Genomic DNA, 18812 nt, shown 5'->3' with positions numbered 1-18812 from the left:
AGCGGGCCCTCCAAGGCCAACCCGAAAGAAACCAGCCTGCCCCCCGCCGGAGTTGGGTGTAACACCCCGTACAATTGTGCCGTCGGCGCCCTACGCGCCCACGTTGCGGGCGATAAGAGCCCATATAGGCTGCTTCAGGGGGCATCGATTTGGATTTGCATGAGTTCTTCCGTATTCTCCAGCGGAACTGGATGCTACTCGTCGGCGGGACTCTTGTTGGGCTGATCGCCGGAGCCGGCGCGTCCGTATTGACTACGCCTACTTACACGTCAAGCACCCAGCTCTTCGTTGCGATACAAAATTCCGGCAGTGTTCAGGAGCTTCAGCAGGGTAACACCTTCAGCCAGGCGCGCGTTCAGTCATATGTCAAAACCATCGCTTCGCCTATGGTCCTGCAGCCAGCCATCGACGAACTTGGTCTCAGCGAGACACCTGAACAGTTAGCAGCGCGTGTAACCGCAGGCACTGACCTCAACACGGTACTTATCAACATATCTGTGAGTGACACGTCACCAAGCAGGGCCGCTGCGATAGCCCGCGCCATTGCGGACAGCCTAGTTCGCGCTGTCGAGAAGCTCGAAAGCCCGAAAGCTGGTGGCGCTTCACCGGTCGGACTCTCAATCATCAAGCCAGCAACGGCAGCATCGAGCCCGTCGGCTCCAAATACAAGACTCAATATAGCGGCCGGACTCGTCGTCGGCCTTGCACTCGGTCTAGGACTCAGCTTCCTGCGAACAACCCTCGATAATAGAATTCGGGGCGAAGAGGATTTCCGGCGGATCAGCCCGATCCCTGTTCTAGGTGGAATCTCATTTGATCAAGAGGCTTCACGCCGGCCCCTTCTGACGCAAGCAGCAGCTCAAAGTCCCAGGGCAGAATCCTTCAGACAACTTAGGACTAACCTTCAGTTTGCCAATGTGTCTGGCCAGGCTCGTACAGTCCTTGTAACATCCTCCCTCCCCGGAGAAGGTAAAAGCACAACCGCCACGAATCTCGCTATTGCATTGGCCCAGTCTGGACAGTCGGTATGCATCGTTGACGCGGACTTGCGTCGACCAATGGTGGCTGAGTACCTAGGTTTGGAACGAAGCGCGGGGCTGACAACGGCGCTTCTCGGTCAAGCCGACGTAGATGACCTGCTTCAGCCATGGGGCGATGACAGCCTTTACGTCCTAACTTCCGGCGTCACTCCCCCTAATCCCAGCGAATTGCTTGGTTCGCAGGCTATGAAGGCGACACTTGCTCGTTTGGAGGGACACTTCGATACTGTCGTTATTGACGCCCCACCTTTGTTGCCGGTTACGGACGCGGCAGTTCTAGCACAATATGTCGGTGGGGTTGTCTTGGTAGTTGGGTCAAAAAAGCTACGAAAGAATGAACTCGAGAAGGCTTTCAAAGCGTTAGAGTTGGTCGACGCAAACCTTCTCGGGGCTGTCCTAAACCGACTGCCCGCAAAAGGTCCAGACGCCTACCGCTACGACTACTACCGCACTGATGCACCCAAACAGAAAAAAAAGTCGTCTGGCCGCCGCACGGTCAACAACTCTAATTTCAGGGACGAGTACATCGATAAGATTGATCACGACGCGTTGCCCGAATTAGAAGATCGTCGGCCCCCGAGCTCATTTCCAAATCGAATCTCGGCCTCAGATCGCTCTCAAAGCTGATAAAGCTTTTACAGTACAATCGGTTGAACGTCATGGATGCGTTTAACCGATTGTGATGTTTTTGACAAGGTTTCCCGTCTGCGGTCGCTCATAGCCGTATGTAACAAGTTCGACTCTATCTACTCCTGCCCCACGCTACTAGGACAGCCGCCCGACACCGTTCCGTCGGGGATCGAAGCATATCGTTGTGCCCCGAAGGGGCTCTTCGCTGTTTGTGGTGAATGGTCTGCTGTGATGAATGTTCATGCCGCTGTTTTGGCGGCACTGCGCAACAGGATAGGCATTTTGTAGTTGCGTGCGTTGGTGAATCCCAGGCCTGTCCTTTTGATGTACTTGATCGCGGTGTTGATGGCTTCCACTTTCGCCGTTGTCGCGCCGGTGACAATCAGGACTTCGATCTCTTTCCACCATCGGCAGATTGTGCGTCAGAGCCGGCTGGTTTCCCGCTGTGCGGATTATTCTGCCAAGGCCTGGAGTCGGTCTTTCGCGGCGGCCGCATCGGCGAGGGATCCGCTAGCGAGCAGGGTCCGCAGCTGTTCTTTGACCAGCCAGGCGGCCTGCAGTTTCCCAGTGGCATCGTCGGTGGCGAACACTGTGCTTAGCCTGTTCCGGGCCCGGTCCGATAGCGTGTCCCCGGCCCGCAGGAGCAGTCGCCGGTTGGCCCAGACCGGATCGATGGAGCGTCCTCGCCGGCCATGCACCTGCTGGGTGAGGCGTTGCCGGACCACGGTGAGCATGTCGTTGCCGAGCTTGACCAGATGAAACGTGTCGACCGAGACCGCGGTGCGTGGCAGCCACATCCGCAGTGCCTTGCGGAAGCCCGCTGACGGGTCGATCACGACGACCTGCACGCCCAGACGCCACTGCAGTGGCCGGGCGAACAGCCATTCTGCGACGCCCTCGCTGTCGCGGCCGTCAACGATCCCGAGCACTTGTCCGGTGTTCAGATCGACAATGGTGGTCATCCAGGGATCGTAGCGCTTCCAGGCCTTCGTGGCCGGGTCACGGAAAACCGCACAGACCGGTAGCGGTGTTCGTCGATCCCGAGCATCCGGGGAGCCAAGGCGAAGAGCCACATTGGGCAGAGTCAGTGCTGCGGAATCCAAGGCCCGCTGCACCAGCCACCAGGAGACACCCGAACGAGGAAGCCGCTTCCGCCGCGGCCCGTCCGGATCCGATGACGGCGGCCACCAGGATGTCGCGGAGTCGGCGGGTGGACCGTGCCCGGCGCGGGATCTGGGCTGTTTCCTGCACGAACGTCCGCCGCGGGCAGAGGTACTCATCGCAGAAGAATCTCCGCTTGGCCCAGACCACTTCGACCGGGCCAGCGATAGGGATGTCGCGCAGACGTTGTGGCCGGCGTGAATGCACCCGAGCGCTGATCACTCCGCAGGACGGGCAGCCGGCCTCGGCCGTGGCTTCGATATTGACCCGCCACTGTCCTAAAGTGAGGACATCAGTATCGGTGGCGCGGCAATCGGGCAGGTTGAAAATGGCGGTGGCAGCATCGGGGTGCGGGGAAGTAGGCTCGATCAAGGCTCGTAGCTCCTGACTCTTGATGAATGCGTAGAGAACATTCATCACAGCAGGGCTACGAGCCCTTCAGCTTTCAAGACACAGAATCCGTTTCACCACGAACCACGGAGAGCCCCTTCACCCACCTCCCGGTAGCGGCGGGATCATAGTACCGCCATCGGCACAGAGACACCGAACCGCTCAGCATCCCGACGCTGCGGTCACCACAATGTACCGGACCACCTGCAGATGCCCTCAATAGGCCGAACACGCTTTAAGGTGGGACACGAGGACCTCCTGGTTTGTGTTGGCTCTCGACAAGCACCACACAACCCACGGAGGTCCTCTTATTGCATCAAATCAATCCGCCTGTCGCTAATCTGCCAAGACGGTATAGTAAGACGCTAATCCGGACCCTGTTCACCTGTTTAAGCGCCAAAGCAGAACAGACAAGCAGAAGCTCTGACGACGAGCCAAAAATTTTGGGTCAAGCAACCTTTACGGATCCAGTGGTCCTCTTAAACCTCTGATTCCATGCCAGATGCCAAGAACCTGGTAGGGTAACTTGCGCCATGAATGGAAATTAGAAAGGTCCCGTGCTAGGCTCCGCATCAGACGAAGCAATAGGGCAACTTTTTTGAGAGCCGCTAACTCTACGTCTCCGAGAAGAAGTAATAAGTTGCGTGATTGGTAAAAACCACGCTTGTGGCTCGCATGAGAATAGACGAAAGTATTTCCCCGACCAGCACTGGCCACTGTGTCGCCCAGTGAGTGCGTCATAAAAGCAGCCGGAATAACAAAACTTTCATAGCCTCGAGCAGCGGCGCGCAAACCCCACTCCAAATCAACGTGATCTATAAAATAATCAGCACGCATTAGTCCGATCTCATTCAATCTCTCAAAGCTCGTCAACGAACCAGAGCTCAACATGAAGGCCACCTCGATCGGAGAATCCCCGACAGGAAGAGAATACTGTCGGAGACGCGACCCTTGCCATCTGAAGATGAGAGACTCCTGAGAACGGGCGTCTGTGATTACCGGCCCAACAGCCGCTACAAGGCGCCCCGAAGCAGATATGGAGACAAAACTATTCAGAAGTGTAGAAATTGCCTCGACACTAATAGCGCTGTCATCATCCAGGAAAAGCGCATACTCATGCCCTTGCTCCCTCGCGCGGAGTATCGCGCGATTCTGCGCTTCACCGATGCCAACATTCCCGTTATTGTATTCGTAAAAAAAACTAAGGTCCTGAGCGAGAGACGTCAGCGACGAGCGAACTTCCATGTCCGTACTATTGTCGGAAACAAATACTGATATCCATGACCGATCCTTGAAAGCTTCGAGGCTGGACCTTAACTTTGAAATTTCCGAGTTGAATGTGACAACAATGATAGCCACACGACTATTTACAGCCGACGGCTCTACACGAATGCTGCTCATCCGAGGACGTCCTTTGGACTAATAGGGTACCGAAATCTCTCTAACGGCTTATGCCCGTCACTTAAACCATGGGATAACGCAGCCTCGCGCCCCGCACTCGATTCTCTCAGCCCGATAAGTCCCCAGTAAAGCCACGGGTAAGCAAACCATATGAGATTTGTCGTCGAAGCGCAAACGAGGACAACAACGTACACCGCCAGAGCGCCAATTTTTCGCTCGGCACCGACGAAGCCGACCAAAAGGATGGCGACAAAAAAGATGAGCCCAATGATTCCAACATCGTACAAAAGAGCCCACCAAACAGAGCTCAGATATGCCGCGCCAACATTTGTTGGATCAACGAGATTATGCTGCGAAAAAGTGTTCATTCCCGAGCCAAAAAACCATCTCCCCGATGCATTTATGTCAGAATAGGCAAGATCATATATCTGAAGACGATAGGCGCCGGTACCCGATTCGGTGTCCATGAGGCTAAAAAATCGATCCACCAGGGGAAGCTGATTATAAACACCAGTCGCTGGCGTGTAGAAACTCAAATACAATCCAGCCGCGGCGATTGGAAAAATTGCGAATATAGTGGCCATCGGACGACCTTTGTATCCGGTCACTACCCACAATGCGAACAGTATAATTAGCGCAATCCAAGCAGCACGTGTACCAGCGAGAATGACGGCCACAACAAGGACTACGGAAGCTTTTCGCGTCCATCTCGGTAGGTCATCACGCCAGTAGTAGAGTACCGCAAGCCATCCGATAATTTGGCTCGCAAAAATGTTGGGTTCAAAAGACACTCCGACAAGTCTTAGATCACTGGAGACACCTATTACCGACTTCGAGGGAAGGCCAGCAAAGACGACTAGACAGAAGCTCAACACACTTACAATACAAAGCAGCATCAAAAACTTGGTTCCAATTAACACTAGTTCAATCTTGATGCTATTCGAAACTGGGCGCACTAAAAGAAATCCCAAGATGCCAGTAGAAATCTGTACCAATACCCAAATACTTTTGTTCGCTTCGGGGGCACGGACAACTGTGACGACAAGCGCGAGAAGAACCCAAGTCACGCTTAGAAGAACGATCATTGCCATAGGGGGCTTAGGCAGCCGTGTTTCACTAGGAAGAATAGGACTCGTAAGCAAACGAACGGTGAGAAAAACTAGTAGCGGTAGACATAGATGCTCCAGACGCACCGAAGCTGGTCCCACCATGAATATCACACCAGTTAGAGACATTCCGGCAAAGTACAGTAACCACAGGCCCTTGAGCTGCTTCGACATCTGGGAACCCTTCCGCGTCGTTTGCCGTGGTCTGCCACTTTTGGCGGTTTCGAGCAAGAAATTCAAGGCTGAGACCACAAACTGTCAGCCAACGCGTTGACCTCTTGGTTTGCGTAGTTCGTTGTAGCAGCACGGACATCACCTTGTCGCACCGCATAGTCCACCAAGGCCAGTTCCAGATCATCAAATCGGGCAGCAGACCAATCGGCGGCACTACCTCGGCCCAGCCTTGCCGCCTGGTGAATTGCCGACGCAAATTCAGTCAGTGGATCAGGGGAGGAAGCATCAACCAGGACACCATGGCCGCCGGCGGCTCGAAGAACTAACGCTGCGCCAGTTCCTTCGAAACACACAACCGGGATGCCTGCAACGGTTGCCTCACCAATTACTCCCACCGCCCCCTCCCGACCAGATGGATGTACGAGCACATCGGACTTACACATGAAGTCCAGGATCACGGAGCGGTCGACAGCTCCATGAAAAACTACCCTGTCAGAAAGACCGAGTCGCCGAACCATATCTCGAAGCGTACGGTCATCTCCCCCAGTTGCGCCCCCAAATACGTTGAGACGAGCTTTGGAAAGAGCAGGTTCACACAGAGCTGCGATGGCCAACTCCGGTCTCTTACGGGGTATCAAATGACCAACGAGCATCAGTTCAAGAATGTCACTCGGCCCGTTTCTCCTGGCTGCGTGGCGCGCGGATAGGATCGTGTCGCGAAGTTCCTCGGGGAGAATGAGGTTAGGAAAGGTGAGTGCTCTAATATTGTGATCGACCAAGTTTTTGCTAAGTTTCCCCTGCTGACTCGTTATCACTAGATCGACACTGGAAGCTAAAACTGGCGCCACGATTGCAGACAATTTATCTCGTAGAGCTTGGATCCAGAACTCCCGGCCTGTACCACGTACGGTTGGATGAACCCTATAAACATCGGCTGCACCATCTGAGCCTACAGGTCCCCAAACCTTAAACGACCCTTTTCCAGCTGCCGTGATTGGCGTTGGCAACATTTCCGTTGCAAAGGTAACGTGGTGCGCAAGTAAAATTTGGGTTCTACGCGCCATTGCGCCAATTGATCTTTTAGCATAGAGAAACCAAAGTAAGTACTCGATCCGGGCCAGAAAATTAATACGAGGCCGCTCTAGCCATCGCAGCCACTGCGGTAATCCTACGGCAGCAACCTCTAGATTCCCATTAAGTTCCAAGGGGAAAGCTCTGCAAATTGCCTGCGCAGACCGACGATTCGTAACCACAACTACTTTTACTTCTCGTCCCGAAACTGCCCTCATTGCGCTGCGGATAAACGTCCACCCGATGGTTGGTTCACTAGGAATATTGGGATCGGCAGCATATGCGCATATTAGGACAACCGGCGGGTTGTCATAATTCTGAACCTTGCGCTGCGACATAATAGATAAGAACGCTTGCCCGAGATTCGTAAAGATCATTTTGACTTAGCCTTCGCGAGAGAAACAGAAAACTTGGCGAAGCGTCTTGATTCATAACTCCAATCATAAGAGTCCGACTCTTTCCTGACTGCCATTCCTTTTATTAGATAGGCCCCGGATCTAGCCATTAGACCTGAGCAAACCACCATCTTCCATGCAACACGTGCAAAGACATTACTAGTAACCGATGAACAGTAGAAATCGAAAAGATTCACAATCCAGTCAGAACGCGTAGAGCGGAGGTGACCGGAACTTCCTCCTACGAGGTGCGTGGCGGCGATATCACGCGCCATCAACACATCTAGACCATTGTTCTTGGCCCTCCAGCAGAACTCAACGTCCTCCGCGTACATGAACCAGCGCTCAGTAAGGCCATTCAGCCTACGCCATTGCGCTGTTGGAATGATCCAAACGGCACCCGTCACCCAATCGACAGACTCGAGAGCATCCAGCTGGTGCTCTAGTAGATAGTGTCCCTCAAAGCGCGGAGAATCAATAATCCGAGAAATGGCAAAATAATGACATAACATTCGCCATACTGTTGGAAAGTGACCTCCGGAACTGATCAGTAGGCGACCCTGGGGTTGGATAATTCGAGGAGCAATGATCGAGGGCGTAGCCCTTGAATCCTGAATTTTCAAAAGCTGTCGCAGCGCAGTCGAGGAAACTATCGCGTCTGGATTCACCAGGGCTAGATTATCACTGCCTGACATAGAAGCCCCAAGATTTACTGCTTTCGCGAAACCAACATTTTCAGAGTTCTGAATGAGGCGAACCTCAGGATAGTTCAAACGAACGAAATCGGCCGTGTCATCCGCAGAGGCATTATCTACAACAATTATTTCAAGTTCCAGGTCCTCGACGGGAGCTAGGGCCTGTAGACATGCCCCAATGACGTCAGCGCTATTATACGTGACAATGACTATGGCTAAGCTAAAGACGGTCACTAGCAGCTCCTGTGCGCATTTTAATAATTTTGGCAGGAACACCGCCGGCTACGGCAAACGCTGGAACGGAGCGTGTGACCACGGATCCTGCCGCAATGATAGCCCCGGTTCCTATTATGACTCCAGGTAGGATCGTACTGCCGGCGCCAACCCAGACATCGTCCTCTATAAAGACGGCCAATCGCGATTCACCCTGCAAACGAATTGGTCTCGCAACATCCTCAAAATTGTGATTTTCAGAGAATATCGAAACGTTGGGACCGAGAAGACAATTGGCTCCAATCTTGACACCCCCACCACCGTGTATGAAGTTATAGGCCCCGATTGAGCTGTTCTCACCTACTACAATGCCTACACCGAGGTTTCGAAGGACACCCGATGCCCGCAGTATTGCGTGGTTATCAAGTGTTACATTCGAGTTGAGGACGATTCCATCAGTTGAGGCCGCGTTTATAGCGACATTGTCAGCAAGGGCGACCCCCGTACCGATCTGCAAAAGTCCGCGCGCGACAATTTTTACACCCGTTCCTTGGAAAGCGCCAGGACGTCCATGCAAAATGGAACGACCCCTTTGGACTAACTTCGACGCGACAAACGCAAAAACAATTGAAAGGTTCAGTCGCGGATCAAGACCCTCACTTGTGCCACGAAGTTTTTTGTAATAGTTATTGATTGCCGTCAATAGCATCTACGAACTCTCTTTCAATTCAGTAAGAATGCGATTCCGTAAGTGGGAAACAACTGCTGTCCACGACCGCAACTTGCTCGCATCGTAAGGAACTCCGCCCTCAGGCGATTTATCCACTAAGCGCTCCATGGCCAGCTTTATTGATTCGATGTTTTCTGGGTTAAAGTATTGACTTGCAACTCCGACCTCTCGAAACGGCGCAATGTCGCTGGCTGCTATCGGGATGCCAAAATACGCAGCCTCAATTATGGGGAGACCAAATCCCTCGTCTAGAGAAGGGAAGATGAAGGCAGTCGCGTGCTCGTATAACCATCGGAGTTGATCATCTTTTACCGCGGTAAGAAAATTTACACCGGGGTGCTGACGAGCGATTTTGCCCGCTAAGCCGTTCGGTTCGCCGATCACGTAGAGATCAAATTCGTCTGAGATTGGGCTGTTTGAGTACGCCTCTATAAGCCGTGCCAAGTTTTTCCTAATATTAAGGCGTCCCACCGTCATCAAATACGGGCGACTAAACATCGGAAGTGCGTTGGGTTCAGAGGCTGTTGCTTCAACTAGCGCATACGGGACAGCAAGACCAATTGCTTCCACTTTACCGTCCAGAGACGGCCACAGAGTTTCTATCCGCTTTTTCTCAGAAGCGGAGGAAGTGAAGATTGCACGGCTTCGAAAGAGCGAAGGTTTTATGAGGCATAAATATAGGCGTTCAAGCATCGAAAACCATTGAGGTTGTGCTTTGTAAATGCCATCATGGAGAAATGTAAACTTTGGCGTAGAGCCAAGTATCCCGCCAAAGTTTTGCGACAAGTATGCATCAAAATGATCTTCATGTGCTTTTGTCGTCAAGACACTCAACGCGTGATTTTTCCCCGATAGGGGCCCACTACGTTGGATGCTCAAATTCTCAACGAAATGCGGCAAGGGTCCGGCGGGCAGCCTGATCGTCAATTCATCTTGAGGGAACGCCTCAGTCCACGCGCGAATGATTCCTTCAAGAACGTTCTTCCCGGAGGGTGGCCCGTCTATTAACCAATGCCCGTCGATGAGAACGCAAAGGCCGCCAAGAGTTTGCACTTCATCGTCCGTTTCTATAAAGCAATTTTCACTCATGACCGCCATCCCTTGAGCGCTGTAATTAGGGATTCCTCGTACTTGGCTAGGACCCCTTCCCATGAGTAATAGTCAATAGCGCGTTCTGCGGTTAGCTTTGAAAGGCGCTCCCTTTCTGAATCATCATTCAGAAGGCGCATTATCGCGCTCGCAATCTCATGCGGATCGCTAGAAGTAAACTGCCCAGTGTCACCCAGAACTTCCCTGTTATAGATCGTGTCAAGCGCCAACGTGGGTGCACCACACATCATCGCCTGCACTAGCGCGGGATTTGTCCCCCCTACACTGTGTCCGTGAAAATATACGCCAGCATTTTGCCACAAGCCGAATAGACGAGCATCGTCACTGACATGTCCTTCCCATCGGACGTTGGGTCGTTCATCGACCAGGGCTTGGGTCTGATTTTCGAGTTCGCCCCCGTAGCCAGAAGAACCTACGATGACAACCTGTACCTCATCTGGCAACAGCTCTACAGCTTTCAAGAACTGAGGTACTGTATTTTCAGGTACGAATCTGGCTACCAAAAGAACGTACTGCCGCTTGAGTAGGCCGTCTCCGGGATCAACGGATGCGGCCTTCGTTCCACCGTACGGGATAAAATCACCGCCTCGATGAAAGTCTCTTTCCCAACGCTCAGAGATCGCTATCGCATCATATACGAGGCGGGTCGCGAAACGCGCGGTGAAGGCCGCGCCGGCTTTGAATACGTTTTTAGCGACACGACCCCATTTTTGTCTATCCCATTCGATCCCGTCAACATTTACAACACTGGGAATACCACGAATCCAAAGCAGGGGTAGCCAGAATCCATTGGCTACATTCATTATCAGCGCAACGTCGTGCTTTCTAACGATTGCATCGACAGTGGCAGTCAGCCCGTGAGACATTGTGCTCAGGGATTTGGTTTCGAGTCCCGGCGTATTTCTGCTTGTAACGAGTTTTTCGCGTGTGGGATCGTCTAAGCGCACAGCACCCGCACGCCCGTATACAGTCACATCCCATCCGTTTCGAGCCAGGTACGGCGCTAGGTGACGAACGGCGGTCTCGAAGCCACCGTAATAACTGGGATAACCCCTCGTGCCAATGATTGCTACTGAACGCCGCATCCGCTTTTCCTTACTCTTCCAATTGCGCGCTTTGAGCACATATTAGGAGAATATCCATGTCGTGACTCCTGAATACAGTGGGTAAAATTCCTGCTCACGTATAGCGCTTCGACTCTTTGACGGTTGTATCTATTTGTTTTTGTAGTAGCCCGCGTTTCGACGGGCATGTCTCATGACCGGCATGGCGGCTTGCCTATTGGTTCGACCTCTACCGGTTATGAGAAAAGTTAGTAGAGCTACTATTTGATATAGAAGTACAGTGACTTCGGCCATAGCCATAGCCATGGCCGCCCCAATGGCCCCCATTGGGGGCACAAGCACGCCCAAGGCAAGCACGCACGTCCCGGCTCCAACAAAAGAACTGATAGCTACGGATTTTGCATCGTTCAAGGCGATAAGACACGCTCCACCTGTACAGCGCGACACGGTCGTAGCTGCAATTGCGACTGCTACTCCTGCGATGAGCATGCTGTCCAGGGAAATGGTTCCGCCGCCCAGCAGGCGTCCCAACACAGGGCCCAGCAGATATAACGCTATGCCAGCGCCTCCGCCAACTGTTATCGCTGCCAAGATAGCGGCGCGAATACGCTGATTGATTGATGAGGAGTCCCGGGCCGCCGGAACCCAACCCTGCATCCAGTTGTGGAGGGGAGTAACAGCCATAGTTACGTAGCGACCCAGTCGCTCGGCGAGTGCATAGACTCCCACCCCTGCGGGAGCGAGCCAAGCGACAGCAAGCGTGGGCAGCGCACCGTACACTGAAGTCGCGATTGCTGTGGCTGACGGGAGCAGTTGCTGTCGGATGGTCAGCAGAGACCATCGAAGAGACCAGACCCAATTAGTCCCGTCGCCGCACCTCCCTGCAGAAGCACGAATCGATATAGCAACGGCCCCGCAACTGAAAAGAAGCTGCACGGCCGCAAACAGTTCCAGAGATCGAGTAGCCCACAGAAGACCCCCGGCAAGGATGCTTCCCAATGCTCTCGGGAGGGTATCCAGAATGAACAGTTGCCTTGGCGACCCGACTCCTACGAAATACCAAACTAGGCCTAACCCAACCGTTGCAACATTTGTCGCCGCCAAAAGCGCGGAAACGGGATACAGTGGCGTCGATATCCAGGCAACGATCGCCGCTACAGGCAAGACCAGGGCGCTTAACCAGAGGCGTGACACGACCGAGTCTGCGACTAATTGCGCCCGTTCGTCCGGCAGAGCTCTGGCTATCAGGGCCGGTCCCGTAATGCCCCACCCCAAGGCTATGAGAACTGCTGCTATCGACCCCACTGACTGTCCTACGGCTATAGCCGACCATCCACCAGCCCCCGACGTTGAGATAACGATGGGTATAACTGCCACGCTCACAGCGGCGGACGTGACCACCGTCGCCGAGTAGCCAGATACCGCGGCGAGAAATCGGCTAGCCCGAGTACGCCGAAAAGACGTGTAAAGAGCCATAGGTCCCCCCTCCTACCTTCCGTCGAGCCAGGATTTGTGCCTGGTGCACGAACCCCAAGCACCAGAGCCTGTTTGACGGTGGTCCCTCACCGGCGAACATCTAGTGCGTTCGTAGGTAGCGTCCAGCAGTTTGAAAGGTGAGAGACCGTGGCCAGAGGCGGCACTGTGCTTTCTGGAAACACGTAGCACCAATGCGAGCCTCTAATAAGATACCTGAATCTGGAGCGCGGACACGCACGGGTGCGCCAGAATGGTCGGAAGCTGGTGGTTCACACTTCGTCCTATGTGCCGTGCCGCAACGTGAAGGCAATAAGATCGGTGCAGTCGCACGTTTTAGTGGCTGTGTCAGTACCTGCCGCCGCCCCCTGTAATCTATGACGCGGGGGTGTCCCTGACAGAAGAACAACTAGGACTGCTTGGGGTAAACATTGGGGATCGGTCCGGAGTGGCGTGCTCGCAGATCAAGAACACTCCGCGTTGTGGACGGGTTTGTTATTGCGTGGGCAATTACTGGGGCGTACGTTTTGAGGTTTGGCTTCGTCACCGACACGGCCGTGCGTGGTGACGAAACAACCTATATCGGGTTGTCCGTAATTCTAGCCATCGCGTGGTGGTCCATGCTTGGTGCTTGGAACAGTAGGGAGAGCAGGATTCTGGGCGCCGGCCCCGATGAGTATAAGAGAGTCGCTGCGGCGTCTCTTTGGCTCTTTGGCTTGATTGCCATATTCTCCTATGTACTGCGCTTCGACACCGCCAGAGGCTACGTTGGAATTGCCCTTCCTGTCGGCCTTAGTGGACTTCTACTGGCCCGGTGGCTCTTCCGTCAGCACATTAATGTTGACCGCGAAACGGGAGGCAGTACCCTGCGTCTCCTAATAGTCGGCGGTCCAGGCGCGATTGCACATTTAGCGGATTCGTTGCACCGGGCCCGGTATTCAGGCTACCTCCCTGTGGCCGGCTATTCTCCTGGAGCTCCCGAAGGTTTCACGGTGGAGGCGCAGTCTGGCCTGGAGATACTAGGCAGACGCCCGGACTCCGAATCTATTCTTGAAGCTATAGACGCCTGCGCGGCCGACGCGGTAGCTGTTTCGGCAGGTGTTCAACTACACCCCCAAATTTTGCGCCACCTCGGATGGGAGCTAGCTGCAAGAAATGTTGGCCTCATAATGGCCCCCGCCCTAACAGACATTGCAGGGCCTCGGATCCATACCCAGCAAGTCGCCGGACTGCCGCTCATTCACGTAACCACGCCGTCACTCGAAGGTGGTCAGCGCGTTGCAAAGCGCCTCTTCGATGTCGTCACTGCCGGACTCTTGGTGGTCGCAACACTTCCTTTGATGGCTCTCATAGCACTTCTGGTGAAATGTAACGATGGGGGACCCGCACTCTTTCGTCAAGAAAGGGTGGGCATAGAGGGCAAGCAATTTAACATGCTCAAGTTCAGGTCAATGGTGGTAGATGCTGAACAACGACTATCGGATCTGAGGGAGCAGAATGAAGCCGCCGGTGTACTGTTCAAGATAAAGAGCGATCCGCGGGTTACGTCTGTGGGTAAAATACTGAGGAAATTCAGCCTGGACGAACTACCCCAACTTTTTAACGTACTGGCAGGATCGATGAGCCTTGTTGGGCCTAGACCGCCTCTCCCGAGCGAGGTCGCCGGGTATGAGAAGGATGTTCGCCGGCGACTCATGGTAAAGCCTGGGTTGACTGGCCTCTGGCAGGTCAGTGGACGCTCTAACCTGTCTTGGCAAGACTCAGTACGATTAGACCTTTATTACGTAGAGAACTGGTCCCTGGCCGGAGACCTACTTATTCTGCTCAAAACGGGCAGGGCTGTAATAAGAAGCACCGGGGCGTATTAGAGACCTTGCTCATGGTTCAAAGTATTGCTCATTAGGGAAGGAACACCTCATGGCGGAATCCGCCCCCCCAAAAGAGAATGATGGGAAGGAAATTAGGGCCGAGATATCCGTCATTAAGATTCCTTCTCGAAAGCGGCGAACCCTAGTAAGTTTATGCTTAGGAATCTTGGTCGTTGGCTCATGCGCGGCCGCCGCAGCCCTGCTTGTCGCTACGGCATCTTCCATCAAGTCAGACTTGCAAGCCGCTGCTGAGATCGTCCCCACGCTGAAGGATGAACTGGTAAGTAACAGGTCTTCTGATGCAACTGCATCCGCGGAATTGCTTCGTATGCATACTTCAGCTGCAAAGGACAAAACCGAGAACCCGCTCTGGATTTTGGCCTCCTCGCTGCCGGGCCTAGGTGAAAACCTCAGTGCGGTTTCAGAAATGGCGAGATCGGCTGACGATGTCGCTAGTTTAGGCCTACTGCCCATAGTCAGAACATTCAACACTCTCGACTGGACCAGCTTGATCCCCGGTGATTCGGGGACGAACCTGCATCAGATCAGGGCTGCCTCATCTAGCGTGTCTTCCGCCTCGGAGACGGTCAGGCTTTCGGCTGAACGCCTCAGCCGGATAGATACCACCAATCTGCTACCTCAAATCGCGCAACCGCTAGAACAAGCCCGGGGCCAACTCAATGACGTGACCAAAACCTTGGGTGTGGCAGCGGACGCAGCTGACCTGGCGCCGGATATGCTCGGCGCTGACGGGGCGAGAAGCTACCTTCTTATGATTCAGAATAATGCAGAAGCTCGAGCATCTGGCGGTATTCCCGGCGCGCTAGCGATCATGACGGTGGATGACGGAAAGCTATCACTTGGAGCTCAAAGTAGTGGAGGCGACGTTGGAATCATGACACCGCCAATCTCTGTGGATCCGCAACAGCAACAAATTTATTCCACCCGCCTGGGTAAGTACATGCAGGATGTAAACCTCACACCCGACTTCCCAACCGCAGCTGCTACCGCTCAAACAATGTGGCAGAGGAAAACTGGGCAGCGAGTTGATGGGGTTATTTCGATTGACCCTGTCGTCCTTAGCTACATCATTCAGTCCACGGGTCCTGTGGCAGTAAATGGCCCAGAGTTGGCATCGGTGAAAGCAGCCGGTCTACCCACTGACCTGACCGGTGACAACGTTGTGCCAACGCTGCTCTCAGACGTGTACGCAAAAATTAGGCAACCACAGCTCCAAGACGCATACTTTGCTGGCGTGGCGAAAGAAGTCTTCTCAGCACTTTCCAGTGGAAAGGGCGAAGCCAAGGGCCTTATCAGCGGCATCACCCGGGGAGCAGAAGAAGGGCGGGTCTTGGTATGGTCAGCCAAAGCATCCGAACAGTCCGTCGTTTCAAAATATGCCATAAGCGGCTCCATCTCGGGCCCAAGTGTGTCTCCCGCCCAGTTTGGCGTCTATTTCAACGACGGGACGGGCGCCAAGATGGACTACTACGTGAAGCGCACCGTCAAGCTCATCAAAGAGTGTCCAGCAGGCGGCTACGAACAGACGACGCTTCGAGTGACCAGCACCAATACGGCGCCCAGCGATGCTGCCATTTCCCTTCCGGCCTATGTCACAGGTGCAGGTGCCTTCGGAGTCGCACCGGGTACGGTACAAACAAATGTCGTCGCCTACGGCCCTGCACAAGCAAACGTGGAATCAGCCACCGTTGACGGCCAGAAGACTCCTTTCGCTCCTTACATCCATGCGAATAGGCCAGTCGGTGTCGTTGCCCAGCAGCTTGCTCCAGGCGAAAGCAAAACGGTGGAGTTCACTTTCGGAAAAATCGTTCAGCACACAGAACCTAACGTGGTTGTTACACCCGGTGTCCAGCCTGTAAAGGACGTTATCCTTCCGACTAAGAACGCGTCCTGCGACCAGGGCCAATGACGGCCACGTTAACACTAAGTAAACCGGCTGGATTGAGGTTGGTTACAAGCGGTAAGGGATGATATGTTCTGTCCGGGATATCTATCCGTAGTTCTGCACTCGGTCTCATGCAGAGGGGACATCTCCCCAAAATCGGGTAATCAAAACTTATAACGTCTCCGGGGGGACAAAACATGAAAAAAACACTCGCTGCGCTTGCGCTTGCAGGCTCTATCGCACTTATCGGTTCCGCGCCTGCCATGGCCACAACCTACCCGGCACTTCCGCCGGCAGCGGGCGTCTCTAACGGCACGGTTGCACCGGGCCAGACCTTCATTTTCACAGCTCAGGGCTTCCTGCCCGGTGAATCCGTCACCATAAGCATCACCCTTGTAACGACTGGTGCTGCAAACACTGGCGGCACCGCTGTCTCGGCCAAGATCCCTGTATTTCAGGCTCCGCAGACTCTGAACGCAACGGCTGACGCCCAGGGCAAGATCTCTGTGCCACTGACCATAAATGAAGCCGGAACCTACTCCATAACCGCCACCGGCAACACTTCCGGTATCAGTGTAGGTCCCGTAGTCGTCAAGGTTGCTGCTTCACTGGCCAACACGGGCAGCGCTCCGCTGGCTAACACGGGCGGCCTGGCTAGCACCGGCGTCGACTCCGGCTTGGTTCTGTGGACCCTGGTAGGCGCTGGCGCACTGGCCGCAGGTGCAACCTCCGTCGTGGTGGTTCGCCGCCGCGCCAAGGCTGAGGTCGCCGCCTAACCGCAGCCCTTCCCAGCACCAACAAAGGTGGGTGCGTCTCCTGAAACGGAGATGCACCCACCTTTTGTATTGCATTATGTGCTAACTAGTAGGGCTACGGGGGGACATTGGCGCAGAACACCACGGGAGTACGACTTTTCGGTTCTCCTCCCCCAGCCACAGGTGCTGGGCTACGCCCTCCTTGTTCTCCTCGCAGCCTGTGCCTTCGCCGTAGCCGTATCTGCCCTTCTGCCGATCTCTTGAGGCCTTTTTGAGATTCCTTTACAATCACCGCCTATGGCAACTTATTCTCACGGCCATAGCAGTGCCTTTGGCTTTTGTCGCCTTCTGGCCGACACCAGTGGACCAGCCGTTCGGCGAACAGCTAGCAAAAGCGCTCAATTTCCTCCAGTTCCATGGGATTCCCCAATGGTTTAACTATAATTTTGTGGAGAAGTCCGCCAACATCGGCCTATTCCTCCCTGTTGGATTCGTAGCGGCCCTAGCCTTTCCAAATACACGATGGTGGCAAATCGGCGCCTTCGGGATGCTCATTTCCGGGTTTATAGAGCTGGGGCAGCTCCTGTTTCTTCACAGCCGCGTTGCAAGCCCGTCAGATGTCATGACGAACACGTCAGGCGCTGTCATCGGGGCGCTCCTGGCAGTCCTGGCCACGCAAAAAGGGAGGCCCGCCGCCTTCCGGCAACGAGCCTCCCAAGAGCAGTAGAGCGTCAGGACTACCCGACGAAGCCCTTCATCCAGGTCTTCAGGTCCTCACCGAACTCCACGCGCTCGGAAGCAAGTGTGATAACAGCCTTGAGGTAGCTCAGCTTGTCTCCGGTGTCATAGCGCCGGCCCTTGAAGACCACACCGTACACGCCGGAGCCTTCGCCCTCGCCGGCTGCAAGGGTCTGCAGGGCGTCGGTCAGCTGGATCTCGTTGCCACGGCCCGGAGCGGTGTTCTCCAGGACGCCGAACACCGAGTGGTGCAGCACGTAGCGGCCAATCACGGCCAGGTTGGACGGTGCGTCAGCGACGGCCGGCTTCTCGACCAGGCTGTTGACGCGGACATAGTCCTCGCCCTCAACCACCGCGATGTCCGCGCAGCCATAGGCGCTGATCTGCGAAGGGTCAACCTCGATCAGGGCGATCACCGAACCGCCGGTCTTCTGCTGCACCTCCATCATGGTGCCCAGCAGGTTCTCGGCCTCATCGATGAGGTCGTCACCCAGGAGCACGGCGAAGGGCTCGTCTCCCACGTGCTGCTGGGCGCAGAGCACAGCGTGGCCCAGGCCCTTGGCCTCACCCTGGCGGACGTAGTGGATGGGGCCCAGGTTGGAAGCGTACTCCACCAGGCCCAGCTTGTCCTTGTCCCCCTTGGCCTCCAGCGCAGCCTCAAGGCCGGGCTCGCGGTCAAAGTGGTCCTCCAGGGCGCGCTTGTTACGGCCCGTGATCATCAGCAGGTCCGAGAGGCCAGCGTCAATCGCTTCCTCCACCACATACTGGATGGCCGGGCGATCAACAACCGGCAACATTTCCTTCGGCATTGCCTTGGTGGCGGGCAGGAAGCGTGTTCCCAATCCGGCAGCAGGAATGACGGCTTTGGTAATAGCTTTCCCCTTAGTCATAG

13 protein-coding genes and 1 pseudogene are annotated in these 18812 nt (G+C 54.7%); 5 read left to right on the top strand and 9 right to left on the bottom strand.

Annotated elements, in window-relative coordinates; genetic code table 11:
• The first annotated feature begins 155 nt into the window (after positions 1-155).
• The gene (locus IEW19_RS03185) at positions 156-1667 is read left to right on the top strand and encodes a tyrosine-protein kinase domain-containing protein (protein WP_444541729.1); all 1512 of its coding nucleotides are present in this window, start codon (positions 156-158) and stop codon (positions 1665-1667) included.
• A gap of 242 nt (positions 1668-1909) precedes the next feature.
• Here the strand turns inward: IEW19_RS03185 and IEW19_RS24380 are convergent.
• The 8 genes and pseudogenes from IEW19_RS24380 to IEW19_RS03145 all read right to left on the bottom strand — a co-directional run bounded on the left by IEW19_RS24380 (position 1910) and on the right by IEW19_RS03145 (position 11201).
• Positions 1910-3203: pseudogene (locus tag IEW19_RS24380) on the bottom strand (ISL3 family transposase).
• Between the two features lie 477 nt (positions 3204-3680).
• Complete coding sequence (locus IEW19_RS03175; RefSeq protein ID WP_188570231.1) at positions 3681-4622, bottom strand: glycosyltransferase; 942 nt, start codon at positions 4620-4622, stop codon at positions 3681-3683.
• Complete coding sequence (locus tag IEW19_RS03170) at positions 4619-5902, bottom strand: O-antigen ligase family protein (RefSeq protein ID WP_188570230.1); 1284 nt, start codon at positions 5900-5902, stop codon at positions 4619-4621. The genes IEW19_RS03175 and IEW19_RS03170 overlap by 4 nt, the downstream gene beginning before the upstream one ends.
• Positions 5903-5964: 62 nt before the next feature.
• Positions 5965-7350: a glycosyltransferase gene (locus IEW19_RS03165; protein WP_188570229.1), complete on the bottom strand. Its 1386-nt coding sequence runs from the start codon at positions 7348-7350 to the stop codon at positions 5965-5967.
• Positions 7347-8297, bottom strand: a complete 951-nt coding sequence (locus IEW19_RS03160; RefSeq protein ID WP_188570228.1) for a glycosyltransferase family 2 protein — start codon at positions 8295-8297, stop codon at positions 7347-7349. The genes IEW19_RS03165 and IEW19_RS03160 overlap by 4 nt, the downstream gene beginning before the upstream one ends.
• Complete coding sequence (locus IEW19_RS24075) at positions 8284-8985, bottom strand: acyltransferase (protein ID WP_308419967.1); 702 nt, start codon at positions 8983-8985, stop codon at positions 8284-8286. The genes IEW19_RS03160 and IEW19_RS24075 overlap by 14 nt, the downstream gene beginning before the upstream one ends.
• Positions 8986-10095 (bottom strand): glycosyltransferase family 4 protein, encoded by a 1110-nt coding sequence (locus tag IEW19_RS03150; RefSeq protein WP_188570227.1) that lies wholly within the window; start codon positions 10093-10095, stop codon positions 8986-8988. It lies immediately after the preceding gene.
• Positions 10092-11201: a glycosyltransferase gene (locus IEW19_RS03145; RefSeq protein WP_188570226.1), complete on the bottom strand. Its 1110-nt coding sequence runs from the start codon at positions 11199-11201 to the stop codon at positions 10092-10094. Before IEW19_RS03145 ends, IEW19_RS03150 begins: the two co-directional genes overlap by 4 nt.
• A gap of 1934 nt (positions 11202-13135) precedes the next feature.
• Here IEW19_RS03145 and IEW19_RS03140 point away from each other — a divergent pair.
• The 4 genes from IEW19_RS03140 (at position 13136) to IEW19_RS03125 (ending at position 17909) form a co-directional block, all read left to right on the top strand.
• Positions 13136-14521 (top strand): sugar transferase, encoded by a 1386-nt coding sequence (locus tag IEW19_RS03140; RefSeq protein ID WP_188570225.1) that lies wholly within the window; start codon positions 13136-13138, stop codon positions 14519-14521.
• 49 nt (positions 14522-14570) lie between these two features.
• A complete protein-coding gene (locus IEW19_RS03135; RefSeq protein ID WP_188570224.1) occupies positions 14571-16451 on the top strand; it encodes a DUF4012 domain-containing protein in 1881 nt (626 codons plus the stop codon).
• Positions 16452-16624: 173 nt separating this feature from the next.
• Positions 16625-17203, top strand: coding sequence for an LPXTG cell wall anchor domain-containing protein (locus IEW19_RS03130; RefSeq protein WP_188570223.1), 579 nt, complete (start codon positions 16625-16627; stop codon positions 17201-17203).
• Between the two features lie 304 nt (positions 17204-17507).
• A complete protein-coding gene (locus tag IEW19_RS03125) occupies positions 17508-17909 on the top strand; it encodes a VanZ family protein (protein ID WP_229748287.1) in 402 nt (133 codons plus the stop codon).
• Positions 17910-17919: 10 nt separating this feature from the next.
• Here IEW19_RS03125 and galU read toward each other — a convergent pair whose 3' ends face one another.
• On the bottom strand, positions 17920-18810 hold the full coding sequence (gene galU / locus IEW19_RS03120; RefSeq protein WP_188570221.1) for a UTP--glucose-1-phosphate uridylyltransferase GalU: 891 nt from the start codon (positions 18808-18810) through the stop codon (positions 17920-17922).
• Positions 18811-18812 lie beyond the last annotated feature (2 nt).

The organism is Arthrobacter liuii (assembly GCF_014639275.1).
Classification (GTDB): Bacteria; Actinomycetota; Actinomycetes; order Actinomycetales; family Micrococcaceae; genus Arthrobacter; species Arthrobacter liuii.
This window is presented reverse-complemented; position numbering and strand designations above follow the sequence as displayed.

Excerpts from the sequence above, each read along its gene's own strand:
- IEW19_RS03175 (WP_188570231.1), bottom strand. The coding sequence starts at position 4,622 with ATGAGCAGCATTCGTGTAGAGCCGTCGGCTGTAAATAGTCGTGTGGCT.
- IEW19_RS03170 (WP_188570230.1), bottom strand. The coding sequence starts at position 5,902 with ATGTCGAAGCAGCTCAAGGGCCTGTGGTTACTGTACTTTGCCGGAATG.
- IEW19_RS03165 (WP_188570229.1), bottom strand. The coding sequence starts at position 7,350 with ATGATCTTTACGAATCTCGGGCAAGCGTTCTTATCTATTATGTCGCAG.
- IEW19_RS24075 (WP_308419967.1), bottom strand. The coding sequence starts at position 8,985 with ATGCTATTGACGGCAATCAATAACTATTACAAAAAACTTCGTGGCACA.
- IEW19_RS03150 (WP_188570227.1), bottom strand. The coding sequence starts at position 10,095 with ATGAGTGAAAATTGCTTTATAGAAACGGACGATGAAGTGCAAACTCTT.
- IEW19_RS03145 (WP_188570226.1), bottom strand. The coding sequence starts at position 11,201 with ATGCGGCGTTCAGTAGCAATCATTGGCACGAGGGGTTATCCCAGTTAT.
- IEW19_RS03135 (WP_188570224.1), top strand. The coding sequence starts at position 14,571 with ATGGCGGAATCCGCCCCCCCAAAAGAGAATGATGGGAAGGAAATTAGG.
- IEW19_RS03130 (WP_188570223.1), top strand. The coding sequence starts at position 16,625 with ATGAAAAAAACACTCGCTGCGCTTGCGCTTGCAGGCTCTATCGCACTT.
- galU (WP_188570221.1), bottom strand. The coding sequence starts at position 18,810 with ATGACTAAGGGGAAAGCTATTACCAAAGCCGTCATTCCTGCTGCCGGA.